Origin of the sequence: Sphingorhabdus wooponensis (assembly GCF_003933235.1) — a bacterium.
GTDB classification, from domain to species: Bacteria; Pseudomonadota; Alphaproteobacteria; order Sphingomonadales; family Sphingomonadaceae; genus Sphingorhabdus_B; species Sphingorhabdus_B wooponensis.
This window is the reverse complement of sequence record NZ_RWJI01000001.1, coordinates 1,585,236-1,610,837: the sequence shown is the minus strand read 5'-3', so window position 1 is coordinate 1,610,837 and position 25,602 is coordinate 1,585,236. Positions and strand designations below refer to the sequence as shown.

23 protein-coding genes and 1 tRNA gene are annotated in these 25,602 nt (G+C 53.3%); 9 read left to right on the top strand and 15 right to left on the bottom strand.

Annotated elements, in window-relative coordinates:
• Nucleotides 1–129 precede the first annotated feature (129 nt).
• Entirely contained in the window at nucleotides 130–1,245 is a 1,116-nt protein-coding gene (gene dnaN / locus D7D48_RS07885) for a DNA polymerase III subunit beta (protein ID WP_125230746.1), read from the bottom strand.
• A 142-nt stretch (nucleotides 1,246–1,387) separates the two neighbouring features.
• Here dnaN and D7D48_RS07880 point away from each other — a divergent pair, with 142 nt between their 5' ends.
• The 3 genes from D7D48_RS07880 to D7D48_RS07870 all read left to right on the top strand — a co-directional run bounded on the left by D7D48_RS07880 (nucleotide 1,388) and on the right by D7D48_RS07870 (nucleotide 3,925).
• Nucleotides 1,388–2,035 (top strand): histidine phosphatase family protein, encoded by a 648-nt coding sequence (locus D7D48_RS07880; RefSeq protein ID WP_125230745.1) that lies wholly within the window; start codon nucleotides 1,388–1,390, stop codon nucleotides 2,033–2,035.
• A gap of 63 nt (nucleotides 2,036–2,098) precedes the next feature.
• Complete coding sequence (rlmN, locus tag D7D48_RS07875) at nucleotides 2,099–3,340, top strand: dual-specificity RNA methyltransferase RlmN (RefSeq protein ID WP_125230744.1); 1,242 nt, start codon at nucleotides 2,099–2,101, stop codon at nucleotides 3,338–3,340.
• Between the two features lie 3 nt (nucleotides 3,341–3,343).
• Nucleotides 3,344–3,925 carry a septation protein IspZ gene (locus D7D48_RS07870; RefSeq protein ID WP_125230743.1) on the top strand — a complete coding sequence of 194 codons (582 nt, stop codon included), beginning with the start codon at nucleotides 3,344–3,346 and terminating at the stop codon, nucleotides 3,923–3,925.
• Here D7D48_RS07870 and D7D48_RS07865 read toward each other — a convergent pair.
• Together D7D48_RS07865 and D7D48_RS07860 are read right to left on the bottom strand one after the other, a co-directional pair.
• Complete coding sequence (locus D7D48_RS07865; RefSeq protein WP_125230742.1) at nucleotides 3,922–4,695, bottom strand: thioesterase family protein; 774 nt, start codon at nucleotides 4,693–4,695, stop codon at nucleotides 3,922–3,924. The two genes, D7D48_RS07870 and D7D48_RS07865, sit on opposite strands and share 4 nt — an antisense overlap.
• Before the next feature lie 142 nt (nucleotides 4,696–4,837).
• Nucleotides 4,838–4,912 (bottom strand) — tRNA-Val (locus tag D7D48_RS07860).
• Between the two features lie 296 nt (nucleotides 4,913–5,208).
• Here D7D48_RS07860 and D7D48_RS07855 point away from each other — a divergent pair.
• Nucleotides 5,209–6,078, top strand: a complete 870-nt coding sequence (locus tag D7D48_RS07855; RefSeq protein ID WP_125230741.1) for an N-formylglutamate amidohydrolase — start codon at nucleotides 5,209–5,211, stop codon at nucleotides 6,076–6,078.
• A 312-nt stretch (nucleotides 6,079–6,390) separates the two neighbouring features.
• Here the strand turns inward: D7D48_RS07855 and D7D48_RS07850 are convergent, their stop codons facing one another.
• Both D7D48_RS07850 and D7D48_RS07845 read right to left on the bottom strand, forming a co-directional pair.
• Nucleotides 6,391–7,170, bottom strand: a complete 780-nt coding sequence (locus D7D48_RS07850) for a SapC family protein (RefSeq protein ID WP_125230740.1) — start codon at nucleotides 7,168–7,170, stop codon at nucleotides 6,391–6,393.
• A gap of 66 nt (nucleotides 7,171–7,236) precedes the next feature.
• Nucleotides 7,237–8,676: an FAD-binding oxidoreductase gene (locus D7D48_RS07845; protein ID WP_125230739.1), complete on the bottom strand. Its 1,440-nt coding sequence runs from the start codon at nucleotides 8,674–8,676 to the stop codon at nucleotides 7,237–7,239.
• A gap of 90 nt (nucleotides 8,677–8,766) precedes the next feature.
• Here D7D48_RS07845 and D7D48_RS07840 point away from each other — a divergent pair, with 90 nt between their 5' ends.
• Nucleotides 8,767–9,270 (top strand): hypothetical protein, encoded by a 504-nt coding sequence (locus tag D7D48_RS07840; protein ID WP_125230738.1) that lies wholly within the window; start codon nucleotides 8,767–8,769, stop codon nucleotides 9,268–9,270.
• 116 nt (nucleotides 9,271–9,386) lie between these two features.
• Nucleotides 9,387–10,775 carry a DEAD/DEAH box helicase gene (locus D7D48_RS07835; protein WP_125230737.1) on the top strand — a complete coding sequence of 463 codons (1,389 nt, stop codon included), beginning with the start codon at nucleotides 9,387–9,389 and terminating at the stop codon, nucleotides 10,773–10,775.
• 187 nt (nucleotides 10,776–10,962) lie between these two features.
• On the opposite strand, the gene D7D48_RS07830 is transcribed toward D7D48_RS07835, so the two are convergent.
• From D7D48_RS07830 to D7D48_RS07815, 4 genes are all read right to left on the bottom strand, one after another.
• The gene (locus D7D48_RS07830) at nucleotides 10,963–13,707 is read right to left on the bottom strand and encodes a TonB-dependent receptor (RefSeq protein WP_125230736.1); all 2,745 of its coding nucleotides are present in this window, start codon (nucleotides 13,705–13,707) and stop codon (nucleotides 10,963–10,965) included.
• 200 nt (nucleotides 13,708–13,907) lie between these two features.
• The gene (locus tag D7D48_RS07825) at nucleotides 13,908–14,924 is read right to left on the bottom strand and encodes an NADP-dependent oxidoreductase (RefSeq protein ID WP_125230735.1); all 1,017 of its coding nucleotides are present in this window, start codon (nucleotides 14,922–14,924) and stop codon (nucleotides 13,908–13,910) included.
• A complete protein-coding gene (locus tag D7D48_RS07820; RefSeq protein ID WP_125230734.1) occupies nucleotides 14,924–16,612 on the bottom strand; it encodes an amidohydrolase in 1,689 nt (562 codons plus the stop codon). The genes D7D48_RS07825 and D7D48_RS07820 overlap by 1 nt, the downstream gene beginning before the upstream one ends.
• Nucleotides 16,609–17,478 (bottom strand): NAD(P)-dependent oxidoreductase, encoded by an 870-nt coding sequence (locus tag D7D48_RS07815; RefSeq protein ID WP_125230733.1) that lies wholly within the window; start codon nucleotides 17,476–17,478, stop codon nucleotides 16,609–16,611. Before D7D48_RS07815 ends, D7D48_RS07820 begins: the two co-directional genes overlap by 4 nt.
• Nucleotides 17,479–17,534: 56 nt before the next feature.
• Between D7D48_RS07815 and D7D48_RS07810 the strand changes: the two genes are divergently transcribed.
• Together D7D48_RS07810 and D7D48_RS07805 are read left to right on the top strand one after the other, a co-directional pair.
• On the top strand, nucleotides 17,535–18,755 hold the full coding sequence (locus tag D7D48_RS07810; protein WP_125230732.1) for a threonine ammonia-lyase: 1,221 nt from the start codon (nucleotides 17,535–17,537) through the stop codon (nucleotides 18,753–18,755).
• A gap of 105 nt (nucleotides 18,756–18,860) precedes the next feature.
• Entirely contained in the window at nucleotides 18,861–19,610 is a 750-nt protein-coding gene (locus tag D7D48_RS07805; protein ID WP_125230731.1) for an arginyltransferase, read from the top strand.
• Between the two features lie 18 nt (nucleotides 19,611–19,628).
• On the opposite strand, the gene D7D48_RS07800 is transcribed toward D7D48_RS07805, so the two are convergent.
• The 3 genes from D7D48_RS07800 to D7D48_RS07790 all read right to left on the bottom strand — a co-directional run bounded on the left by D7D48_RS07800 (nucleotide 19,629) and on the right by D7D48_RS07790 (nucleotide 21,308).
• On the bottom strand, nucleotides 19,629–20,111 hold the full coding sequence (locus D7D48_RS07800) for a GAF domain-containing protein (protein ID WP_125230730.1): 483 nt from the start codon (nucleotides 20,109–20,111) through the stop codon (nucleotides 19,629–19,631).
• Nucleotides 20,112–20,123: 12 nt separating this feature from the next.
• Nucleotides 20,124–20,525, bottom strand: coding sequence for an alternative ribosome rescue aminoacyl-tRNA hydrolase ArfB (gene arfB / locus D7D48_RS07795; protein ID WP_125230729.1), 402 nt, complete (start codon nucleotides 20,523–20,525; stop codon nucleotides 20,124–20,126).
• Between the two features lie 69 nt (nucleotides 20,526–20,594).
• Nucleotides 20,595–21,308 (bottom strand): pirin family protein, encoded by a 714-nt coding sequence (locus D7D48_RS07790; RefSeq protein WP_125230728.1) that lies wholly within the window; start codon nucleotides 21,306–21,308, stop codon nucleotides 20,595–20,597.
• Between the two features lie 491 nt (nucleotides 21,309–21,799).
• On the opposite strand from D7D48_RS07790, the gene ctrA reads away from it, so the two are divergent.
• Entirely contained in the window at nucleotides 21,800–22,501 is a 702-nt protein-coding gene (gene ctrA, locus D7D48_RS07785; protein WP_125230727.1) for a response regulator transcription factor CtrA, read from the top strand.
• A gap of 34 nt (nucleotides 22,502–22,535) precedes the next feature.
• On the opposite strand, the gene D7D48_RS07780 is transcribed toward ctrA, so the two are convergent.
• From D7D48_RS07780 to D7D48_RS07770, 3 genes are all read right to left on the bottom strand, one after another.
• The gene (locus D7D48_RS07780; RefSeq protein WP_125230942.1) at nucleotides 22,536–23,861 is read right to left on the bottom strand and encodes a M20/M25/M40 family metallo-hydrolase; all 1,326 of its coding nucleotides are present in this window, start codon (nucleotides 23,859–23,861) and stop codon (nucleotides 22,536–22,538) included.
• A gap of 41 nt (nucleotides 23,862–23,902) precedes the next feature.
• Nucleotides 23,903–25,066, bottom strand: a complete 1,164-nt coding sequence (locus D7D48_RS07775) for a saccharopine dehydrogenase family protein (protein ID WP_125230726.1) — start codon at nucleotides 25,064–25,066, stop codon at nucleotides 23,903–23,905.
• 108 nt (nucleotides 25,067–25,174) lie between these two features.
• Entirely contained in the window at nucleotides 25,175–25,588 is a 414-nt protein-coding gene (locus D7D48_RS07770; protein WP_125230725.1) for a hypothetical protein, read from the bottom strand.
• Nucleotides 25,589–25,602: the final 14 nt, after the last annotated feature.

Genomic DNA, 25,602 nt, shown 5'->3' with positions numbered 1-25,602 from the left:
CTGAGACGAGATTGCTCTGCACGCTTCCGTCTTACGGGACAGGAAGGGCGCAGAATTTACGCGCCCACCCAGCTGTCGCTATGCTTATCTTGTTGCAGTAATTAAATTTTCGAAAACTGTTCGAAAAAATCAAACCCGCATGGGCATCAGTACGTACAGCGCCGCTGACTTGTCATTCTCACGGATCAAGGTCGGTGCGCTGGCGTCGGCTAAGTGGAGTTCAACCACGTCGCCTTCGATTTCACCCAATATGTCCATCAAATAGCGTGCATTAAAACCGATTTCGAAGCCTTCGCTGCTATATTGACCAGACACTTCTTCCGCCGCAGTACCGTTTTCGGGGCTGGTGACCGACAAGGTGATTTTGTCCTGATCCAGCGCCATTTTGACAGCACGGGTTTTTTCGGTGGCGATGGTCGCAACGCGGTCAACGCCTTGCGAAAATGCCTTGGGGTCGATGCGCAGCAACTTGTCATTCGCGGTTGGAATAACGCGGCTATAATCGGGGAAGGTTCCATCGATCAACTTCGATGTCAAAATGACGCTGTCAAATGTGAAGCGGATTTTGCTGGCTGACAGGTCGATTTGGATGACATTATCACCACTTTCGTCAAGCAGCTTGCGAATTTCGGCAACGCATTTGCGCGGCACGATGATGTCAGGCATGTTTTCCGCGCCAGCAGGGCGTGGCAAGGTCACGCGGGCCAAACGGTGGCCGTCTGTTGCTGCTGCCTTCAACACAGGCTCCGCATCGTCAGTGACATGCAGGAAAATACCGTTGAGATAATAACGCGTTTCTTCGGTCGAAATCGCAAAGCGCGTTTTATCAATGATCTGGATCAGCGAACTTGCTGGAATTTCAAAAGATGTAGGCAAGTCACCTTCGGCGATCGTCGGGAAATCGTCACGTGGCAGGGTCGCGAGCGAGAAACGCGCGCGGCCAGCGTTGACGGCCATACGACCATCAGCAGCGTGCAGTTGCACTTGCGAGCCATCAGGCAACTTGCGGGCGATTTCAAATAAGGTATGCGCAGAAACCGTCGTTGCGCCTGGTGTTTCGACATCAGCGGCAAAGGTTTCGACGACTTGCAAATCAAGGTCGGTCGCGGTCAGCTTGATCTTGCCGCCTTCGCTGGCTTCGATCAGCACGTTGGATAGGATCGGAATAGTGTTACGCCGTTCCACCACGGACTGGACGTGGCTCAAGCTTTTCAGGAGCGTCGCGCGTTCGATCGTGGCTCTCATTCAAATTCCCCTTGCCGGGCTGGGTGGTCCGCAAACCAGCCAAAAACCCCTTTTAATATGCCGAATCTTCCATAACCGCTTTGACCATTAGGGCAAGTCGATAGCTTTTGCGTCGAGCAATATCCTGTGGAATAAGGGCAATATGGGTATTTCAACACATAATCGACGCCTTTTCATCGCACGGCATGGAGAGACAGTGTTTAACAAGATTGCACGGATGCAAGGCCAGGCCGAATTGCACACGCCGCTTACGTGGGAGGGATGCATCCAAGCGCGTGATATGGGGCGTGCATTGGCAGAGTATCTCGGGCCAGACATAAGGCCGCAGCTTTGGTCCTCTACCGCAGGTCGCGCGTTGCAAACACTGGCGTTGATTGCGGAAGAAATTGATGCGGATTGGCACGAGACAAATCGCGACGACCGTTTGTTGGAAATTGACGTCGGGCGTTGGTCCAGCCGGACCTATTCTGACATTTCTGCCGAAATCGGCCCCATCGTAGATACCGAACATGCATTATTTTCGGTCCGGCCCGAAGGTGGCGAATATTATGATGACGTGGCGAAACGGCTGTCGCATTGGTTGGACGAATTGCCCTTTGATCAGGATATGCTCATCATTTGTCATGGGATGACTGCGCGGGTGCTGCGCGGTTTGCTGCTCGGCGTCGAGCCGATGGCGCAATTCGGCGCACCCATCGCGCCCAGCTTGGCACAAGGTAGCATGGTGATGATCCGCGACGGCGTTGAAGTGCTGGTTATCGATGGCAGCGGGCATAGCGAGCGCGGGTGAAAGGGTCGGGGAAGGCCGCAACGCTGGCTTTTAGCGGATAACATAATTATAGGCGCGGTTATCATGCTAATTCCTGGCCATATCGACCCCGTAGTCACGCCGCGCGCCATAACTCCGCGCAGTGATGGACGCATTGACCTCATGGGGTTGAGCCATCTTCAAATCCGGCAGTTGTTTGAGGAATCGCAGTTGGACGAAAAGGCCGCGAAACTGCGCTCCAAGCAGGTCTTCCACTGGATTTACCATCGCGGTGTCACCGATTTTGAATCGATGACCGACATTTCCAAAACAATGCGGCCTTGGCTTGCTGATCGTTTTGTCATTGGTCGGCCAGAGGTTGTTGAAGCACATGTGTCATCCGACGGCACGCGCAAATGGCTTTTGCGTACCGACGATGCGCAGGATTATGAAATGGTGTTTATTCCCGATGCGGATCGCGGGACTCTATGCATTTCGAGCCAAGTTGGCTGCACGCTGAATTGCCGATTCTGCCATACTGGGACGATGCGGCTGGTGCGTAACCTCACCCCCGGTGAAATTGTGGGTCAGGTTATGCTGGCGCGTGATGTGTTGGGCGAATGGCCAAAGGGCAATATGGCTTTCGCATCGGCAGATGAAGATGATGACGACGATGTTGGGCATTACACTGCCGATGGTCGTATGCTGACCAACATTGTTCTCATGGGCATGGGGGAGCCGCTCTATAATTTTGATAATGTCCGCGATGCGATGAAGATCGTGATGCATGGCGATGGCCTTGGCCTGTCGCGCCGCCGTATCACGCTGTCGACGTCGGGGGTTGTGCCCATGATGGCGCGCGCAGGTGAGGAGATTAACGTCAACCTTGCTGTCTCGTTGCATGGTGTCACCAAAGAAGTTCGTGACGAACTGGTGCCCCTCAACCGCAAATATGGCATTGATGAATTGCTCCGCGCCTGTGCCGAATATCCGGGTATCAGCAATGCGCGGCGGATCACGTTTGAATATGTGATGCTGAAGGACAAAAATGACAGCGACGAAGACGCGCACCAGCTAGTTAGCCTCATCCGGCAGTATAAACTGCCCGCCAAGGTCAATCTGATCCCTTTCAATCCTTGGCCGGGTGCAGACTATGAATGTTCTGACCCTGAACGGATAAAGCGTTTTTCCAGCATTGTTTTTGAAGCTGGTATCAGCGCGCCCGTGCGCACACCCCGTGGCCGCGATATCATGGCAGCATGTGGGCAGTTGAAATCCTCCAGCGAGAAGAAAAGCCGCGCCGAGCTTGACCGTCTCGCCGAAGAAAAACAGGTGGCATTAGGCTAAGCCATGGCTGTCCAAGGAACTGAAGAGAATGGCGGCGTCTTTGCGCGCCACAACCGCCTGCCATTTGCCATTGATGTCGCCACGGGTTTATTATTCTACGTCATAGCCAAAATGACCGATTTACAGACTGCCGCTTTGGTTGGTGTTGTCGTTGGCTTTGGCCTTGTCACGTTTCAACGTATCACAAAAATCGATGTGACGGGCGGCCTCGCTTTGTTTGGCATTCTCATGCTCTGTATTTCGGCGGGACTGGCGGTCTGGTTGAATGATGATGAATGGATCAAATTACGCGGCACAATCACTGGATTAATCGCCGCCAGCTTCTTCATCATCGACGGTGTGCGCGGCGGGCCTTATATCGGCAAAGGTTTGGCGCGCTATATGCCCTATTCGGATATCCATGCGGGCCGCTTTGCTATCGTCATGGGTGTCATCGGTCTGATCATGGCGGCGTTAAATTATGGCGCGGCAAAATTGCTAACGACCGACAATTGGCTTTTCTACAAAACCTTTATCGATAATTTTATCGTCATTGGCCTTGTGATGTTTGCCCTGCGCTTTGCCCGCACAAAATCTACTGTTTAAGCGAAAATAGCGACCGATTGCATTCCGGTTAGCACCGCTTCACCGCGGCTGTTCCAGACGGTCATATACTGGCTGCTTGCGCCATTAGCGGCGTGGTGCGTTTCGCTGGATAGATACCACCAGCCATTTTCGGTGCTTGGAGCATCCGTCAACATATTGATTTGCCAGTTCATGGAGCTCACCATGCCCTTTTCAGTCATGAGCCCCATGGCAGACGGAGGCAGGGCGTCACCAATGCAAATAAGCTCGGCAATTGAATCTAGCCCTTGATGCTCGGTCAGCCGATGCCAGCTTGCAAGCCTATTGGTGGCCTTCCCCAGCTCCAGCCTTTTGTCCGGATATTGCATATGCCCTGTGAAAAACTCCGGCGGGCCACTGCGCACGGTTTCCGGTTTAGGAATTGCTGGCAAATCTACTGCTGGAATATTCGCATAATCCAAATGGCTATGGCGGCGGTTCATGAAGATGAAATTACACATCAGCCCCACGCCGTCCGCGCCTGAAATCTCCGCTTGAATGAAGGCGGTGTTCTTACCGCGCCGCAGGATATGTGCGCTGACCTCTATTTGGCCCGCCAAAGGCCCAACAAAGGCGATCTGGGCCGATTGCAGGGGAGGAAGGTCATCTGCTGTGAGCTTAGCTGCCTTATAGGCCAGCACGGAGCTCAGGCCGCCATAGGACGTGCGCCCCTGATGCCATGTAGTTGGAATGGAGATTTTGTGGGTCGTGGCGCCAGGCGTAAACTGGGCAAGAAGCGATGCGAGGTTCATGTCTTGGACTTAGCGAGGGAAAATCAATGTCGCAACCCGCGCACGAAAACTGGATCGGTTAGGAACTATCCAATGTTAAGCTGCAGCTATTGAGGTCGTTAAGTTTCGAAAAATCATCTAATAAGACATCGCCAGGGAAAAATGGTGGGCGTAGCAAGGATTGAACTTGCGACCCCTGCGATGTCAACACAGTGCTCTACCACTGAGCTATACGCCCACGCTGCGGCAGCCTCTAGCTGGGCTTGCCGTATCATTCAAGCCTATTTCAATGCACCCAAATTTTCCTTTGCCATCACATGGTCGGCTTTGACGACAAGAGACTTCAGAGGGAAGGGTTAGGTTAAGACTCTGGCGGATGACCCGCAGGCTTTCTGCTATGTCATGACACAACCTAACGGTCCCGAGACAGGGCAATGGCTGTGAAATAACGTCTGCATATTCGCCAAGCTTTTAAAATTTTCCCATTTTGCTGATAATCTGCCAACCATGCACATCAGACGTTAAGAGAGGCACATGGCACTGACGGATATAGATGGATTCGCAAGTTGGGGTACGGAAACGCCATCCGTGCCTGTGCTGCTGTCCGTGCCGCATGCTGGGCGTCATTATCCAACCGAACTGTTGGAGGCATTGAGGTTACCAGCTGCTTCCTTACTCAGGCTTGAGGACAGATATGCGGACATACTGACGCGGCGCTGTGTCGCGCTGGGATATCCTGTGATCATTGCCCACCGCGCACGGGCGTGGATTGATCTGAACCGTGACGAGCAGGATGTTGACGCAGAAATGGTGCAAGGGGCGTTGCGCAGCGATTATCCGGAGCCAGGGGCCAAGCAACGCGGCGGTCTTGGCTTGATTCCCCGAAGATTGTCTGGGGAGGGCGAATTGTGGAAACGGCAATTTACCTTAGATGAGTTGCAACACCGTATCATGACGTTCCACCGACCTTATCATGAAGCCGTTGCTGACGTGCTGGAACAGATGCGGCTGCGGTTTGGCGTTGCTATATTGCTTGATTTGCACAGCATGCCTCCGATCTGCGGCGGGGCTTCTGGACCCGCGCCGCAATTTGTCATTGGTGACCGTTTCGGTAAAAGTGCTGCGTCGCGATATGCGGAATTGGTAATGACGCGTTTGCAAGCCGAAGGGTTTAACATTGGGTTGAACCATCCATATGCTGGCGCCTATATTCTCGGCCGTCACGCGCGTCCGCGTGCCAATATCCATGCCATTCAATTGGAGGTTGACCGATCGCTATATCTTGACACCGATTTGCGCCATCCTGGGGCAGGGATTGACCGCATGAACATTATGATTTCGGCCTTAGTCTCGGCGCTTGCCGACGAATCTTTGGGCTCCGCTGCTCTGATTGCTGCGGAATGACCATGAAAAAACCACCCCGGAGTTGTCCGGGGTGGCCTAGGTTCAGGGAGTTGATGCCATTGCAGGCATCAGTGGACGAAAACGGGAGGGGATGATTCCGTCCATACCAAGAGGATGGGGCGCTGCCATGACGGTTTCAAGTCCTAGGCCGAAAACAAGTGCAGTTTGCCGACCAGCCGCCCGATGGTTGCGAGGAATGGTGCATTTACCCGCTAAGGTATGACTATCATCAGACTTTAGACGCATAGGGCAGCTAGCCCATGCCGTCACTTCTCCAAATCGGTCAGTGACGGCATCAAGCAGAGTTTCAACTTAGGTTGAAGGCAGTTCCGTCACTTGCGGTGTCTTACCTTGGGCGACCTGAACTGCAAAGATTTCCCGCATTAGCTGCAACGAGAATAAATGTGCGTGGATGAGCGCAAGAATACCATTTTGGTTCAATTTGCGGACTGTATCGCCACGAAGCTCACGCAATTTGTTTTCGTCGACCATCTTAAAGCCACGATAAATAAAAGGTTGCTCCTGACCTTCTTGTTGGATCGATACTTCGCCATCCATTAGCAGGTCTAGCTTTTTGAGTTCTTCAACAAAAGCGTGTGTTTGCGCCCCAGCATTTTCAAAGTCTTCACAGAACTTCAAAATTGCTTGCGTATTCTCGCTTGGCTTGCCGTCGTCAAACATAGGCAAGCCTTCTTCAAATTCGCCAACCGCACCGGAGCTTGGGTCAAAGCATAACGACAATTCGTCGGCATCAGGACGCAGTTTTGCTAGCAGGAAGGGATAACGACGAACATATGCAGGGATGTAAACGGGGCGTTCAAAATGCCCTTCGTCGTTCATGAAAGTGTTCACGCCTTCGTTCATACCCATCAACACAAGCGGTACGGGGTTTTCTGATGCGGAAAAGATGATTGGGTAGGTGCGTGACGCGGGCACAAATTCTTCAATCGTCAACGGAATGGCGTGCTGGCCCTCCAGGAATTTTGCGTTTTCGAGCATGCGTGATTTCCACGTCGCATGATCGTTGCTGCTCAACGGCACGAGGTCGTTGTATAAAAGCGGGAGGTTAGCGGCTTGGGGCGCGGTGGCCATATGTAACTCCATCGTTGAATTATAGTAAATAAATTTTGAACGCGCCGTTTAAGCGGATGGGCACGTTTACGCAAGTGGAACAAGCTTGCCGGGGTTCATTATCCCTAGCGGATCAAGCGCATTTTTAATGGCCCGCAATGCAGCAAGTCGCGCTGGATCTGCTAGACGTTCGAACTCATCGATTTTGGCCTGTCCAATGCCATGCTCGGCAGAAAGCGATCCGCCATAAGCGCGCACGCGGTTATAAACATGTGAAGTAATCGCTTTCCCATCGCCCGCATACCAAGAGGTCACGTCAACGCCATCCGGTGCCTTGACATGAAAATGGATGTTTCCGTCGCCCAAATGCCCAAAGGCAAGCGTTTTGGTCCCAGGATAGGTGCTTTCGATCACAGGCGATTCATCTTCAATGAAGCGGGCCATTGCCGACACGGGTACGCTGATGTCATGTTGCAATGCTGGCCCCGCCGCGCGCTCTGCTTCTGCAATGGAATCGCGGATTTTCCAGAATGCCTCGGCTTGCGCGTCGCTGCTCGCAATGGTTGCATTGCCGAGCAGATTTTCATGCATGGCCTTCTCCAAAAGTTGTGTGGCCAGTTCGTTGGGGGGTATCTGCCCTGGCTCATCCTGCACAAACTCCATGAGCGCGTGCCAGCGATGCGCGGTGTCGAGGGGTGGCCGTGTTCCGGCGATATGGGTTGTCACGGCATTCAGTGCGCGCTGTGGCAGAATTTCAAAACCTTCTAAACGATCCCGACCATGGCGTTGCATGAACAATAACAAGTCATATGCTTGGGCGGGGCTTTCGACACCTGCCCAAGCGACGCAGCGATCTATCAGGGCAGGAACCGTGTGTAAGACGGCCTGGGTGACGATACCAACCGTTCCCTCTGCGCCAATCAGAAGTTGTTTCAGATCATAGCCGCGATTATCTTTTTTCAACGGTGCCATCGCGTTGTAGATGGATCCATCAGGTAAGACCGCTTCAAGGCCAGCCACAAGCATCCGCATCGTGCCGTGGCGTAGCACTTGCGTTCCGCCGGCATTAGTTGAAATTAGCCCGCCAACAGTAGCCGATCCCTTGCCACCTAAGGTAAGCGGAAAGCGGCGTCCAACCGCCGCTGCAGCTTCATGCAAATTCTGCAGAATAACCCCCGCATCACAGCATATCAGGCCGTCTTCCGCGTCCATCACGGTTATTTTATTCATTCGTCGCAAAGACAGAATGACTTGCTCGCCACTCTTATCCGGCGTTGCCCCAGCAACCATCCCGCTATTGCCGCCTTGCGGAACCAGAGAAATACGGTGCTTGGCGGCCAGCTTCACGACGGCTGCAACTTCGTCCGTATTGGCTGGCGAAAGCAGGGCAGGGGCTGCGCCTGTAAATCGGCCGCGCCAGTCGGTCAGCCAAGGCGCAATCATCTCGACTTCGTCCGTATAACCCTTCGGTCCCAATATGGCGCGAAATTCCGATAAAATCTTTACATCTGGCACAGTATTTTCCATTGTCCGCAAAGGCCTTGGGTCGCAATTCATGATAGGTTCAACCTTATCGGGTAAAGCGATCCGAACTTCAACTTCATACCGGAATGTTTCTTGCGCGCATTATTGGCAATCATCCTTTTTGCGGTCGCATGGACAAATTTGTCGCCTGAGGCATGGGCGCATTTTAAGGTCGCTGCGATTGATCGACCGATGACGCCGTCGTTGGGGCTACAGACCGACTTTCATCAGGTACGTATTGACCAACGTGTCATTGTTAGGTTCCCTGCCTCGGATTTAGCACCGGCTCCGGTGGGTGCGCAACGGCAGTCTATTGGCAAAATCAGGTATAAGGAAAAAAAGATCGGCAAATGCCTGTTGGTTAACAGGCTTGGTGGTTCGCGCCCTGGTCCTGATCGCAGTTTGGATTTGGTGACGCGGGACGGCATTCTTATTCGCGCGTATCTGGGGGACGGCTGCCTCGCACGCGAATTCTACGCGGGTGCCTATATGGAACGGTCGTATGACGGTAAGTTATGCGTCAATCGCGATCTTTTGCATGCGCGCACTGGCGCCAAATGTGATATCGACAAATTCAGGTTGCTGATCCCGCGCTAGCACCAGCGCCATAGGGCATGTATCTTGACATTTCTTGCGGTAGCGACCAATGCCCACGCTCGTCCCTGTGAATTTGTTTCCGGTGGCGCTGCGCCATCTTTTTTCCGGAACACTATATGCGTTTTGCCGATATCGGCCTGTCTGACGAGTTATTGAGAGCCTTAAACGAGGCTGGCTATGATGCGCCGACCCCAATTCAGGCAGCAGCTATTCCGCAGGTCCAGATGATGCGCGACATTATCGCCATTGCGCAAACGGGGACAGGCAAGACCGCGAGCTTCGTTCTCCCGATGATTGATGTGCTTGCCAATGGACGCGCACGCGCGCGTATGCCGCGTAGCCTGATATTGGAACCAACACGCGAATTGGCAGCGCAAGTTGCAGAGAATTTTGAAAAATACGGCAAATATCATAAGCTGTCGATGGCGCTTTTGATTGGCGGCGTGCAAATGGGGGACCAAGTTAAGGCCCTTGAAAAGGGCGTGGACGTTTTGATTGCTACGCCAGGCAGGCTCATGGACTTGTTTGAGCGCGGCAAGATTTTGCTGACTGGCTGCGAAATGCTCGTCATCGATGAAGCCGACCGGATGCTCGATATGGGCTTTATTCCCGATATTGAAAATATTTGTACAAAACTACCAACAACGCGCCAAACATTATTGTTTTCAGCAACAATGCCACCGCCTATCAAAAAGCTGGCGGACAAGTTTTTGTCCAATCCCAAATATATTGAAGTTGCGCGCCCGGCGACCGCCAACGTCAACATCGAACAGTTTTTGGTTAATGTAAGCCAGATGAAAAAGCGCGACGTTTTGCGCGACCTTCTGCGCACAGAAACAGTGTCGAATGCTATCATCTTTTGCAACCGCAAGACAACGGTTCGCGAATTGAACACCAGTCTTCAACGCCACGGCTTTCGGTCCGGCGAAATCCATGGGGACATCGACCAAGCGTCGCGCCAGAAGCAATTGGAAGCGTTTAAGAATGGCGACATTGATCTTCTTGTGGCATCCGATGTCGCAGCACGTGGGCTTGACGTTAAGGGCGTTAGTCACGTGTTTAACTTCGATGCGCCATGGCATCCAGATGATTATGTTCACCGCATTGGCCGGACTGGCCGTGCCGGTGCCAAGGGCAAGGCCTTTACATTTGTAACCAAGGCCGACGAAGAAGCGATTGAAAGCATCGAGAAACTTATCGGCAATAAAATCGAGCGCCTTGGTAAGATTGAAGCGCCCGCCGAGGGCGAAGAGCGCGGGCCAGCAAAGCGCGGACGCCGCACATCTTCGGCAAAGACCAAGGAGATGCGGTCTGATAGGCCTGAGGAAGCGGTCGAAGCATTAGAGCCAGTGCGTGCGAAGACAGTGGCCAAGCCAGCACGCGAAAAGAAAGCCCCTAAAGCTGAAACGGTGAAGCCAGATCCGTCGAACGGCGAGGCATTAGGCGATGACCGCTGGAACGGACCAATGCCCGGTTTCTTAGGTGTGGGTTTTGGGACCACTTAAATACCGCCCGGTCAAGCGGGCATCTTTTTTGAAATCTACTCGCTACCGTCACTCTCAACTTGTTTCGGGATGAAGGCGCTGTTTGTTTACTCAACGAAGCTAACGCGCAACATTACATTTTCAAAGTCACACATAAAAAAAGGCCCGCATAACTGCAGGCCCTTTTCGTTATTAGCCGGCGAAGGTCTTAGAACTTGCCGCGCAAAGTAATGCCGTACGTCCGCGGTTCAGCAAGGAACTGCGAGAAGATCTGGCGACCGCCTGGATATTGCGGATCCACAAAAGGCGCTGAACTTTGACCCGCCTGGAATGGAGAGTTAAAGGCGACCTGTGCATAATCCTGATTAAAGATATTCTGGCCCCAAAGCTCAATACCCCAAGCTTCGTCAGCACCGCGAAGACCAATTCGGGCGTTAAACACCGCAAAACTGTCTTGTTCCTTCTGCGGGAACAAGTCAGATCCTGTGTTGTAATCGCTGGTCATGCGCCCATCGATGTAGACAAGGCCGCTCATACCATTGCTACCAATATCAGGCGTCCAGGTGACGCTTGAGGTGGCAACGAATTCAGGTGCGTTCGACAAATTGTCACCGGGTAACTTACGCAGAGCTGAATCTAGAGGTGCACCGTTCTTTGTGCCGATCAGATCGTCGCGATAGGTGGTCTTTGCATAAGTCAAGCCAGCTGCCATGCGGAAGTTACGTGCTGGCGTCAGTGATGCTTCAAGCTCAAGACCTTGCGTGCGAACACCATAAGTGATGTCGCCAGCGGCACAACTGCCAGTTGTATTGCTTAGGTCTGTGTCCGCGTTTGAGCCGCCAACAAGGTTATTACAACCATTGACGTTCTGAACGAGGAACACTGTACCATTGAAGGTATTCAACTGGAAGCTGCTGAAGTCAGAACGGAATCCCGAGACGCTCAAGCCAAATGGACCGTTTGAGAACTTCGCACCTAATTCATAGCTGTCCACCAGTTCGGGGTCGAACTGGAGATTGCCAACCAATGCCTGCGCGCCGCCAACTGACGCGAATGTGGCAATCGGCGATTTGAGCGCAGAACGGTCTAGGTTGAAGCCACCTGCCTTATATCCACGGGCAAAGCTGCCATAGACCAAGAGGTCATCAACTGGCTTCCAGGAAAGGATGGCCGTTCCTGTAAGTTGATCTTCATTGCGGTCATCGCGGATAGAGACGCCGTTGAGTTCAGCAGTCGAGTTGCCCTGACAGGACAAACCAATGATCCCACCTGCTGTTGCTGCGAGTGGTCCTGCAAGCAAAGATCCAAGCGCCGCCTGGTTTGCGGTACAGACCGTATTGTCATTACCAAAGGTTGCATCAAACTTTTTCTTATCCTTCGTGTAGCGAAGGCCAAGAGTGAGATCGACTGTGTCGGTAATATGTAAGATGTTATGCGTAAAAACGGCCCAGTTCGTGCCGTTCTGGAAATAACGATCGTTGGTCGAACCGAGATTGTTTAGGGTATCCAGACGATCAAGTCCTGCAAGTATCGCGGGACCACCAGCACCTAGTGCAGTCAATCCTCCTGCAATGGCACCGCGAACAGTCGCGCTGAGACATGCCTGACCAGACGGGAGATAGCCACTGGCAAGACTACCGCCTGAAACAAGACGGCAATTTGCAAAGCGGCCATATTGGCTGCCAAAGCGGAGATTATCGCGTACGGTCAGCTTTTCATTCGCGAAGAAGCCGCCGACGAGCCAATCAAGCTTGCCGTCCAATGCTTCACCCTGCAGACGCAGTTCCTGCGTGAAAGTGTGGAACTGACGATAGGCGTCGTCACTTGGGGCGCGGTACAGAATGTCGACTTCGCCATAATCAGTGTCGGAAGCCTGACCCGAACGATATTGGCGGTAAGCAGTGATCGAGGTCAAAGTCGCACCGCCAAAGTCATAATCGACTTGACCGGAGAAGCCATAATCTTTGGTCTCACCACTGAATACGCGGTTCGGGCTAACAGAAACCTTGCGACCAAAGCCTTGGTTGAATGCGGCCAAAGGCTGACCTAAGTCGCGCAACACATTGATAATGTTGTTTGACGTGGCGGTTGATGCAACGCCAACCGTGCTTGGCGTGTTCAGGTCACCAATAAATTGATTGACGGCCCGGTCGACATAAGTTGCGGCGCAGCATTCTTCCTTCCGGAAGGTATAGTCAGCAATTAAACGGACGGACAATGCGTCTGTGGGTTCGAACAACAATTGTCCACGCAGGAAGTAACGGTCACGATTGTTGATATCGCGGCCATTCTGGTCATCGCGGTAGAAACCGTCGCGCTTAACGTAAACGCCATCAACACGGAATGCCAATTGCTCCGAAACGGGGCCGGTGACGCTACCTGCCGCGCGCATGAAATCATAATTGCCATACGTCAGCTCGCCGTTCCCGCCAAAAGTGAAGCTTGGCTTTTTTGAATAGATGCTGATGAGACCAGCAGACGAGTTACGTCCACCCAGCGTGCCCTGCGGGCCACGTTGCACTTCGACGCGGTCAATCTCGCCGAGCTCGTTAAGGCCAATACCCGAACGCGAACGGTAAACGCCGTCGATGAACACGGGAACCGAGCTTTCAAGACCGGGGTTGTCGCCTACGGTACCAATGCCGCGAATACGGGCCGAGCCATTGGCCTCTGATCCGGTGGAGGACACGAGCAAAGATGGCGCAACTTGGTTCAACTGACGAATGTCATTGGCGCCACTGTTTTGCAGAGTTTCTGCGTTAACGGCAGAAATGGCAACAGGAACGTCGGAGAGCAGTTGGCTGCGCCCCTGGGCCGTCACAACGATTTCTGCGTCGGAAGTGTCTTCGCTTTGAGGCGCTTCTTGCGCAAATGCCATAGCGGGTGCGGCCAATGCGAGGCAGGCGGCCGACAATTTCAAGGCACGGTTAAAAGATTTGTCACGTCGCAACATATGTTTTCTCCTAAATGACACTTTTTTTAACAATCTAACGAAAGGGTATTTGCTTGTCATTGTTCTAAACAACAATGCGGTTTGAAAAATTTTCGGTGCGTCAATATTACAACAATAGCAGCATAAGCAGCACCGAGCGCGACATTTCACCGTGAAAACTGTTGGCGTTTCCACGTGAAAATGCTGCGCAGCATTTTTAGTTAGAGCTTAACGAGCATTTTGCCGGTGTTTTCGCCGCTGAACAGCCCGATGAAAGCTTCGGGTGTTTTTTCCAGTCCATCCTTGACGGTTTCTCGGCCCTTGACAGCACCCGATTGAATGAGAGCGGCCATGTCCGCATTGAACTCTGGCACCTGCGCGTAGAAATCAGGGTAGAGGAAACCTTTGATCATGACCCTTTTGCCGATGATCATTGGCAAATACTGCATCGGCTGCGCTTTGAAATCATTATAGACATCAATCATGCCGCAAATAGCAAAACGTGCCCATTCCTTGGATGTCGCAAGCGCGGCGTCAAAATGTTCACCGCCGACATTGTCAAAATACACATCAATACCAGTTTCACCCATATCCTTAAGCGCGGACATCAATTGCGGCAGCACTTTGCCCGATTTATAATCAATCACGGCGTCTGCGCCCAGTTCTTTAACCCAAGCGCATTTGTCTGCGCCGCCAGCCGAACCAATGACTTTCATGCCCTTGGCTTTAGCAATTTGGGTCACTGTGGAGCCTACGGCACCGGCCGCGGCGGACACGAAAATGACTTCGCCAGCCTTCGCTTCAGCTACCTTGAGCAAACCAAACCATGCGGTTCCACCAGGCATGCCGATGATGCTGAGCCAATGTTGGTCCGGCACACCGAGGTCAGGCAGCTTCACTGGAGGCATTCCGGCAGGCGGTGTATGGCTGCCGCCAAAGACGACAGAGTCGCGCCAGCCAGCCATGTGCAGCACTTTTGCGCCAACCGGAAATTCGGCGTTATTGCTTTCGGTCACAGTACCAACTGCACCGCCAGTCATGGGTTCGCCCAACATGAACGGATCCGCATAGCTTTTTGCATCATTCATGCGTCCACGCATATATGGATCGACCGACAGCCAGCTATTCGTCACGCGAAACTCGTCCGCGCCAAGCGGCGTGTCTGGATGTTCAACAATCGCAAAATTACTGCTGTTCGGAAGTCCAACTGGGCGGCTAGCCAATGTCCATGCGCGCATTATTGTTTTTCTCCATTCGTTTTTTCGTCTGCAGCATTTGCTGCAGCATTTTTATAAACGGGCCGTCCTGCGACCCATGTTTCCTTGACTACAGCATTACGCAATTCTCGAGGGCTTGCAAGTAAAGGGTCTACATCGATCAGGATGAAATCGGCATAATGCCCAGGCGTCAATGCGCCAAATTTTCCTTCTGCAAAAGCTGCATACGCGGCACCTGTGGTAAAACCTGCAAGCGCCTGTTCGCGGGTGACACGTTCTTCGGGGCGCCATCCACCAAAGGGTTGCCCATCGGCATCTTCGCGCGTCATTGCAGCGGCAAGGCCAGCGAAGGGATCAGCTGATTCCACTGGCACGTCCGAACCGAAAGCGAGCTTGCCCCCGGCGCGTGCAATAGACTGCCACGCATATGCTCCGTTCAGACGCTCTGAACCAAGCCGTGCCTCTGCCATCAATCGATCAGATGTCTGGTGTACAGGCTGCATCGAGGAAATAATGCCGTGCCTGCCAAGCTTTTGCAGATCCACTGGATCAACAATCTGCACATGCTCAATCCGCCAGCGTTGATCACCCTTATAGGTGTCGGACAATTCCTCAATTGCGCTGATAACTTCTGCATTGGCCGCGTCACCAATGGCGTGAATAGCCGTTTGGAAGCCGTCCATAGATGCGCGCACCATGAGGTTGCGGATTTCGGCGCTCGCCAGAAATTGCAGACCCGTTTGGCCAGCCGCATCGGCATAAGGCTTTTTCAACCAAGCGCCACGGCTGCCTAAAGCTCCATCGAGATAGAGCTTCACCCCGCCTAGCCTGAGCTTATCGTTATACAACCATGGGCTGGGTCGTGGCCCAGCAATGGCAACCATGTTATCGATACCGCCCGCATAAGCGATTATTCGTATCGTCAACCAGCTAGCATCCCCTGCACGGCGGTAGCTTTGCCAGTCGTCCATAGATGTGCCCATGTCGGCAATAGCGGTGATACCTAAGCTATGTAGCTTCTTCTGCGCCTCACCTAAAGCAATGTCGCGCTCCAGTGGCTTGGGCGCTGGCACAAATTTGCCCACCAAATTTGCCGCAGCGTCAACAAAAATGCCGCTTGGCTCTCCGCCGATGCGTTCGATGCGTCCGCCTGGTGGCGATTTTGACGCGGCGTTTACACCAGCGATTTCCATCGCACGGCTATTTGCCCAGCCCGCATGGCCGTCGACGCGCTCAAGCCAGACGGGCCGGTCGCTGACGGCTGCGTCTAGGTCTTGTGCCGTCGGAAAGCGGCCAAGTCCCCATTTCTCTTGGTTCCAACCGCGACCAATAATCCAACGACGTTCGGGATATTTTGCAGCATAAGCCTTTATCGCGGCCTGTGCTTCGGCAAGGCTGTTTGTCGTCGACAGGTCAAGCGTGAGTAATTGGAAACCGAGGCCCATGACATGACCATGCGCGTCAATGAGGCCCGGCAACAATGTCGCGCCGCGTCCATCCAAACGGAAATCCAGTTGCCTGGGCAGCTTATCCTTTTTGGTGAGCAGTTCGGTGACTGTACCGTCGCTGCCAACGAGCATGGCGTTAAAACGAATGACTTTGCCTTCGGCGTCGAGCGTGATGCCATTGACGTTTTCGACAAGCCCATCGGCGAACGCGGGGGTTGCTATGCTGGTCGCAAGCAAAGCGAGGGCGAGTAGTTTACTCATCCCTTAGGCAACCTCTTTACAATCGCACTGGTATCCAGTCGCCCCCCACCCATATGCTGCACATCGGCGTAAAATTGGTCAATGATTGCGGTGATCGGCAAAGTTGCGCCAACCGCGCGGGCTTCTTCGAATGCTAATCCAAGGTCCTTTCGCATCCAATCGACGGCAAAACCAAAATCGAACCGATCCTCTGCCATAGTGGCCCAGCGATTGTCCATTTGCCAGCTTTGTGCTGCGCCGCCGGAAATAGCTTCATATACTTTCTCAACGTCCAACTCAGCGGACTGCGCAAAGCGCATGGCTTCGGACAAGGATTGAATTATGCCGGCAAAGGCAATTTGGTTGCACATTTTCGTAATCTGGCCCGTTCCAGGACCGCCGACATGAACGATACGCTTAGAGTAAGCCGTAATGATGGGTGAGGCTGCTGCAACAGAGGCTTCTGTCCCGCCGCACATGATCGATAATGTTCCGTTTTCTGCGCCTGCTTGACCGCCAGTCACTGGCGCATCGACAATCATTAATCCGCGTGATTTCGCCTCAACACCGAGCTGTCGCGCAATGCGTGCGGAAACCGTTGTGTGGTCGATATACAAGCTACCTTTCGCCATCGTCGAAAAAGCGCCATCGCGGCCAAGCGTGACGCCTGACAGGTCATCATCCGTGCCAACGCAACTAATCACAACTTCAGCATCTTTGGCGGCATCTGCTGGCGAGGTGGCGAGAGCTCCACCATAAACTTCAATCCATTTTTCGGCCTTGGCGCGCGAACGATTATACACAGTCAAATCATGTCCGGCCTGTTTGAGATGCCGTGCCATCGGGCCGCCCATGACGCCCAATCCGATAAAAGCTATTTTGGTCATCCTTTGGTCTTAATGGCTGTTTTCACTTAACACCAGATGCGTTAGGGCCAATTTATATGTCTGATCTATTGACCTTGGACCATGTCCGCGCCGCCCATGACCGTATTCGCGATTCTATCGTGGCTACGCCCACCCTGCACAGCCAGACTTTGTCAAAGCTCACTGGCGCAAATATTTACCTGAAGTTCGAAAACTTGCAGTTTACCGCAGCCTATAAGGAACGCGGCGCGCTCAATGCGATCCTGCTTCTTTCCGAGGAACAACGCAACAAGGGCGTGATCGCGGCGTCCGCCGGCAACCATGCGCAGGGGCTGAGCTATCATGGTACGCGCCTTGGTATACCGGTGACCATCGTCATGCCCGTCCCAACGCCAACGGTTAAGGTCATGCAAACCGAAAGTGTTGGCGGCAAAGTTGTGCTGTTTGGCGAAACTTTTGACGACGCCTATAAACATGCACGACAGCTAGAGGCCGAGCAGGGGCTTACTTTTGTTCATCCTTTTGATGACCCGCATGTTGCCGCAGGGCAGGGTACTGTCGCGCTTGAGATGCTCGAGAGCATTCCGTCCCTTGATATGTTGGTTGTGCCTATTGGTGGCGGTGGCTTGTTATCTGGCATGGGGACGGCCGCACGCGCGTTGAAACCGGATATTGGCCTCATTGGGGTTCAAGCGGAGCTTTACCCATCGATGTATGCTTTGCTGAACAATCTACAAATGCCTTGCGAAGGGGATACTTTAGCGGAGGGCATAGCTGTTAAAATGCCCGGTGCATTCACCAGCGAAGTTATTCGCGAACTGGTCGACGAAATAGTCTTAGTGAACGAGGCGGAATTGGAAACGGCAGTTAGCCTGCTGTTGCAAATTGAAAAAACTGTTGTCGAAGGTGCTGGTGCTGCGGGTCTTGCTGCGGTGATGGCCCATCCAGAGAAATTTGCTGGTAAGAATGTTGGAGTCGTCTTGTGCGGAGGCAATATCGATACACGCCTACTCGCAAACGTTCTTTTGCGGGATCTTGCGCGGTCAGGTCGCTTGGCGCGTCTGCGCTTGACCCTTCAAGACCGCCCCGGTGCGCTGTTTAAAGTGATGCGCTTGTTCAACGAACATAATGTCAACATCATCGAAATTTACCATCAGCGGATTTTTACGACCTTGCCGGCGAAGGGACTGATCACCGATATTGAATGCGAAGCGCGTGATGCCCAACAATTACAAGGGCTTGTTGATGGTTTGAATGTTGCGGGCTACAAAGTCGAACGGGTAGAGCTTAATAAGTAAAGAGGCATCCTAACCCAGACGGCAAATGTACCTTTCAGCATAGGTTGAGCTGTGCATAAAAGGCAGATAATGTGTTAAATGCCATCGCGACCTAGCGGAGAGAATATGAGCGCACCAGTCCGTTTCCCGCGATTTTTTGTAACGACCCCTGGTCCTTGCCCTTATCTGCCCGGCAAAATCGAACGGAAAGTATTTACCGAGCTCAACGGTAGCCATGCCGATGAACTGAACGAAGCGCTTGGACGTATTGGTTTTCGTCGTAGTCAGAATGTTGCTTACCGGCCAAGCTGTCTGGACTGTAAGGCATGCGTTTCGGTACGCGTGCGCACGCGCGAATTTACTCCTAACGCCACACAGCGCCGAATTTTGCGGCGCAATGCTGATTTGATTGTGAGCGCGTGCCGCCCTTGGTCAACATCCGAGCAATATGAACTGCTAAGCCGTTACCTTTCCTCACGCCATCCTGACGGTGGCATGGCGAATATGGATGATATGGATTATGCCGACATGGTCGAACAATCGCCGGTGCGCAGCCAAGTCATTGAATATCGAACCCCGCCGCGTTTCGGACGGATTGGAGAATTGGTCGGTGCGTGCCTGACTGATCAGCAAACCGACAGCATGTCGATGATCTATAGCTTTTACGATACCGAGATTGAAGGCCGATCTGGCCTCGGCAACTTCATCATCATGGACCACATCATGCGGGCAAAGGCCGCAGGGCTTCCTTATGTCTATTTAGGCTATTGGGTGAATGGTGCGGCACGGATGCATTACAAGACCCGGTACAGGCCATTGGAGCGCCTTGGACCTGACGGGTGGGAATGTTTCGATCCCGATGCTGAGGCGGTTTAGAATTGGCCTTTAGGCCATTCAAATTCTGTCAGCGATAATCTCGGCGAGCATCTCGATGCCCTTTGCATCTTCGATATCAAAGCGGTTCAGTGTTGGGCTATCGAGGTCAATCACCGCAACAACCTTACCATTGCGCTGCACAGGCACTACCAGTTCAGATGCGCTAATGGCATCGCAGGCGATATGACCGGGGAACGCGTGCACATCGCCCACCAGCTGCGTCTTGCCTGATTGCGCTGCGGTCCCGCAAACACCTGTGCCAAAAGGGATCCTAATGCATGCTGCCTTACCTTGAAAGGGACCCAAGACAAGTTCGCCATCGACGACGCGATAGAAGCCCGTCCAGTTTACATCAGGCAGATATTCCCAAAGCAAGGCCGCGATGTTCGCCATATTAGCGACAGCATCGGGTTCATCGCCGGTCAGGGCATCGGCAGCGCGGACCAGTTCAGCATATAGTTCGGCTTTGGGTGCCGCGGCATCAATTGCAAATGTGTACATCGTCTTGCCTTATCAATCGAAACTGACCTTGCCACGGTTTTTCTTGATCGTGGATCGGCCTATTTTGGTATCAACCCGCCGTGCCTTAGCCGCTTTGCTTGGCTTGGTAGCGACGCGGCGGGGCTGGCGTATATGTGCGCGGTCGATAAGTTCGATGACCCGCGCGCGCGCATCCTGCCGATTGGCTTCGCGCGTGCGGTGACTGCGCGCCGTGACGATCAACTCGCCTGATATCGTCATCTTGCTGCCCGCCAGAATTTTCAACTGGCGAAAGGCATAAGGTTGCAAACCCAAAGCATAGACATCAACACGCAATTGGCAGGCTGTCGCGACTTTGTTGACATTCTGCCCGCCCGGGCCGGTTGAGGCCAAGAAGGTTTCTTCAAGATATTCTTCGGGAAGGTCAAAGGCCATAAGGGCGGTTGTAACAGCCAGCGTCACATTTTGCCAATGTCACAACCGATTGGCTAGAGTTAAGATGGATTAACGTGAATCTACCAGAACGATTTCGGCGTCCTCAATGGCGGTGATGGTAATCACACCTTCGCCAATCGCCACGCCATCACGGGCCTGCGCACGGTGCCCATCAATCTCAATCGCGCCGGTGGCTGGTACCATATAGGCATGACGATTAGTGCCAATGGCATATTCCAAGCTGTCACCCGCTTTGATCGTCGCGCCAAGCACGCGGGCGTCCGTGCGGATGGGTAATGCATCATTATCTTCATCAAAGCCGCTGGCCAGAATTTGCCATGCACCCGAGCGGTCATTTTTGGGGAATGGTTTTGCCCCCCAACTTGGCTCGCCGCCCGTTCGATTTGGCATGATCCAGATTTGGAACAAGGTGGTTGCTTCATTCTCCAGATTATATTCCGCATGGCGAATGCCGTTGCCGGCGCTCATGACTTGGACGTCGCCTGCCGCAGTGCGACCTTCATTACCAAGACTGTCCTTGTGCGTGATAGCGCCAGTCCGGACATAAGTTATGATTTCCATGTCAGCATGGGGGTGGGGTGGAAAGCCAGACTGCGGCGCGATCACATCGTCATTCCAGACGCGGATTGCGCCCCAATTCATCCGAGCAGCGTCATGATAGTTGCCGAACGAAAAATGGTGATGTGCGTTCAGCCAGCCATGGTTCGCCGCGCCAAGTGTTTCAAAAGGGCGAATTTCAAAATTGGTTTTTGTGTCGACCATGTCACGCACTCCATCAACAGGGTGTTTTCGATATGCCCAAGATAGTGAAGGATATTGGTATTTAAATAGAAGATTTAGAAACATATTGCTTCGAATATGCAGCGGGCGAAAGGGCAGCCTGTGGGCAGGTAAGCAGCATTAATTGCTAGCCCTTATTCTAACGCTCTCGCCTGGCTGCTCGCGAAACTGGGGCGCTGATTTTTGCACTTGGTAAATTTTCACCGCCGCAAATATGGTCCCTTCGGTGCGAGGCCTTCGAGAATGTTACAAAATACATGATAGAATTTACATTATTCTGAAAAATGTAACTCTTGGAAAATAGTTATTTTCTGTGAACTAAAATATCACAATCATTATAAATCAGAATATTAAGATCAAATTCACCTTTCAAGTTTGTGCCCCTTATGGTTTATTACGATTGTCGCATCGCTGGATGAAGCCGCGCGGGTACCGGTGCTAAAACTAAAAGGAGGTTGAAAAAGGGAATGCCGATGCGTGTTCTTTTGATTGAAGATGAACCTACAACGGCGAAGGCCGTTGAAATGATGCTCACGGCTGAAGGGTTCACTGTCTACACGACGGCCTCGGGTGAGGAAGGTCTCGATCTAGGCATGGTCTATGATTATGACATGATATTGCTCGATTTGAACTTGCCTGACCTACACGGTTATGACGTTTTGAAAAAACTGCGCGTTGCTAAAGTGAAAACACCAGTGCTCGTTGTCTCAGGCATTAGTGAGATGGAGACGAAGGTCCGCTCCTTCGGTTTTGGCGCGGATGATTATGTGACTAAGCCTTTTGACCGCGCCGAACTGATTGCGCGTATTCACGCAGTGGTTCGCCGTTCTAAAGGCCATTCGCAGTCCGTCATTCGCACGGGCAAATTGTCCGTGAATCTCGATAGCAAAACTGTTGAAGTCGATGGCAGCCGCGTGCACCTTACTGGCAAGGAATATGCAATATTTGAGCTTTTGACACTACGCAAAGGCACGACGCTGACTAAGGAAATGTTTCTCAACCATCTTTATGGCGGGATGGACGAACCTGAATTGAAAATCATCGACGTTTTTATTTGCAAACTGCGCAAAAAATTGTCGCTGGCCTGTGGCGGTGAAAACTATATCGAAACGGTGTGGGGGCGCGGTTATATATTACGCGATTTCGACGATGTCGTGCAGCCGAACATTGCCTAAAGCGACCTGACCCAAACCCATTGCTATAGAGGGATTAACGCCGCGGCGGCAGACCAGCGAAGGTAATTGTGCTTTCCGCGCCATTCTTACCTAATGCACTGACGCCGACAAAATGATCATCCACGATTAAGCCCTCTAGCACCGTTTCGGTGCCCTGCAGCTCGCGGACAAAGCTCCAATCCTGCGCATCCGCGCGGCGCTGATATATGCGATAAGCGTGCGCGCCGAGGCTTGCGTCCCATCTGACAGTGGTATTGGAAGTAACGGCGCCGCCCAAGGTCGCCGACGCAGGCGCTGGCGGGGCATCGGCCAAGGCTGTTGCCGTCAGGATATTCAACATCGTCACCTTGGCCAAATAGTCGAAGTCCATCTTGTCGACGGTGTCGCCATATTCGATACCATTTTCGGTGCGCACATCCTGATGCTGGTGATGATAATTTTCGACGCCCACGGTGTAACGAATTGCGGGAAAGCCAAGCTCTAGCGCAGGCAAATGATCACCGCCGCGCGCAAAACGATCCGGGCGGCGGACGCCAAAGACATCTAGTACCACGTCTGGATAGGCTTTTGCAGCAAGCGTATCGGCATAGCGCATGAGTGCACGGCTTGGGCCGTCATCTTCGCCGCCGCTGTTGCGCCGCGCCATTTGCCCCGCCAGATCTTCTGATGCGCGAATGCCTTCGCTGAAAACCCGCACGACATTATCAACCTTGCGCCCGTCGGTGCCAAGCGTGCCGCCGACAATATCATTGTTCAACATGGCGGTGACTTTCCAACCACGTTCCTTGGCGGTTTCCGCGAGCAGGCGCCCACCCATCAGTCCCTGTTCTTCGCCCGACAGCAAGGCAAAGACAATCGTCGCCTGATGTTGTGGCTGTTGCGATATGATCCGCGCCGCCTCAATCACCAAGGCGCTGCCCGAACCATCGTCATTGGCGCCGGGTGCATCTTGAGTAAAATCCATCACATCAGAAACGCGGCTGTCGATATGTCCTGCGATAATGATGACATGGTCCGAGCCCATTGTGCCGGGCTTAATAGCGAGCACGTCAACGATGTTAACGCCATTAGGGATGCGCGGGCCCGACATGATGCGTTCGAGATATTCGGTCTGCAGGCAACCATTGCACGCCTTTGCGATTTTCGCGAATTCACTGTGCGCCCATTTGCGGGCCGCGCCGATGCCGCGTTTGGGGTCCGTCGCCGATGACAATGTATGGCGCGTGCCAAAGCTGACGAGTTTTTCCACATCAGCCTTCAGCCGTTCTGGTTTCGCCTCGTTTGCGGGGCTGGCATATACGGCCATGGGGGACGCGAAGCCGATAGCGATAAAGCCTGCCAATGCGCATAGTTTTTTCATCATCGTTCCTGTCCCATCCTGTCCGGCGCAAGAGGGCGCGTTCAGCTTTCAACCGCGAAAATCAATCCGGCATGTTTCTGCAACCTGTCGACGAGATGTTCGCCCAAGGCCGCACCCGGCGTAGTGACGCCGCCAGCGCCCTCAATCGCGCACAACGCAATTGCGGTTTCGCTGATCATCTTGCTGGTCGAACCATAGCCGGGGTCACGGTCGCCCTTCACGCTGAAACGCGCTGTGCGGCCATCGGGATATTCTGCAACAAACAGCACGTCATAAAAGCCGGTTTCGCGTTCTTCTTTGGTAGGGCCTTCACCGGGCTTGGGGTCATCCGCACCGCCCATCATGGGGGTGGAGGCAACATGCTTGGCAATGGCTTCGCCTTGCTCGCCGGGGCCCGTCAGCATCATTTCGTCATACACAAAATCGGCACCATAAGCCTGCCCCAGCAAATGGTTGGTGCGGTGGACATTTTTGGTGTTGATCGGCGCCATGACGAAACTGGTCGCCCAACTGCCGAGGCTTTCGTCATATTCAGGTTTATTGCCGGCAGGCTGCGGCGGGCCAGCAAAATCGGCGGACAGGCTGAACGGGTTGGTCAAATAGCCGATGACCGCAGGGTCCTTGGATGCGGCAGCCATTGTTGCTTTTAAGCTGGCTGCGGTGCCGCCCGAAAAAGTGCCCTTCATGGCACGCACACGGCCCTTCACGCGCGGCGCAGGCGCACCAAATGTTTCCATGCAATGCTTTTGCAGCATCAACACGCCCAAATCGAAGGGGATGGAGTCAAAGCCGGCGGAAAATACGATCCGCGCTCCTGAGGCCTTGGCGGCCGCGTCATGCTGGTCGATTTTCTGGCGCATCCATGCAGGCTCGCCGCATAAATCGGTGTAATCGGTGCCGTTGGCAACGCAGGCGGTGACAAGTTCATTGCCATAAAGCTGATAGGGACCGACGGTTGTCAGAACGACTTTAGTGCGCTTGACCATCGCGTCGAGTGTAGCGGGGTCAGATGCATCAGCGACAATCAGGGCTGTGTCTGCGGCGGCACCAATAAGATCACGCACTTCTTCCAGCTTGGCGAGCGAACGCCCCGCCATCGCCCATTTCAGGCCCGTTTTGTCCTTGAGATATTCGGCAACCAAGCGACCAGTATAGCCCGTCGCGCCATAGACAATGATATCGAATTCGCGTGGGGTGCTTGACATGAAGTTTCCTCTCTTTGGGGTGACGGCATATTGGGGACAGGATTCTGACCCTTAAGTTTACAAACATATATGCATGCGCCGCTATTTTTGTAAACCTAGGGTCAGGACCTAGGAAGCAGGCAGGCGTGCTTTGGCATCGCGGCGCGGCGGTGGCACGCGCATCACTTTCATCAAATGCTTGTCATCGGGGCCAGTTTGAAATTCAAACGCGCCGCCCAACCGCATCTTAATACTGGTGACACCGTAAATGGCGCGTTCCAAGGCATAGTCAAACATCATGTCCCGCCCGAACCCCAACGCCCGGTCCCATTCATCTGCAAAGCTACCTGCGTCAGCACGTTTTTTCAGGTTATAGGCCGAAATTCGTGACATCCCCACCGCCTGCGCCGCAGAATCGACCGTGCCCAGCGCCGCCAGCGCAATCAAAAACAACCGCTGCCGCTCCGGCGTCCAACCATCATGCCGCACGCGGTCGAGCGCGACGGGGGTGAATTCGGGTTCATAGTCGGATATGGTTTGCATGATGAATTTTATTA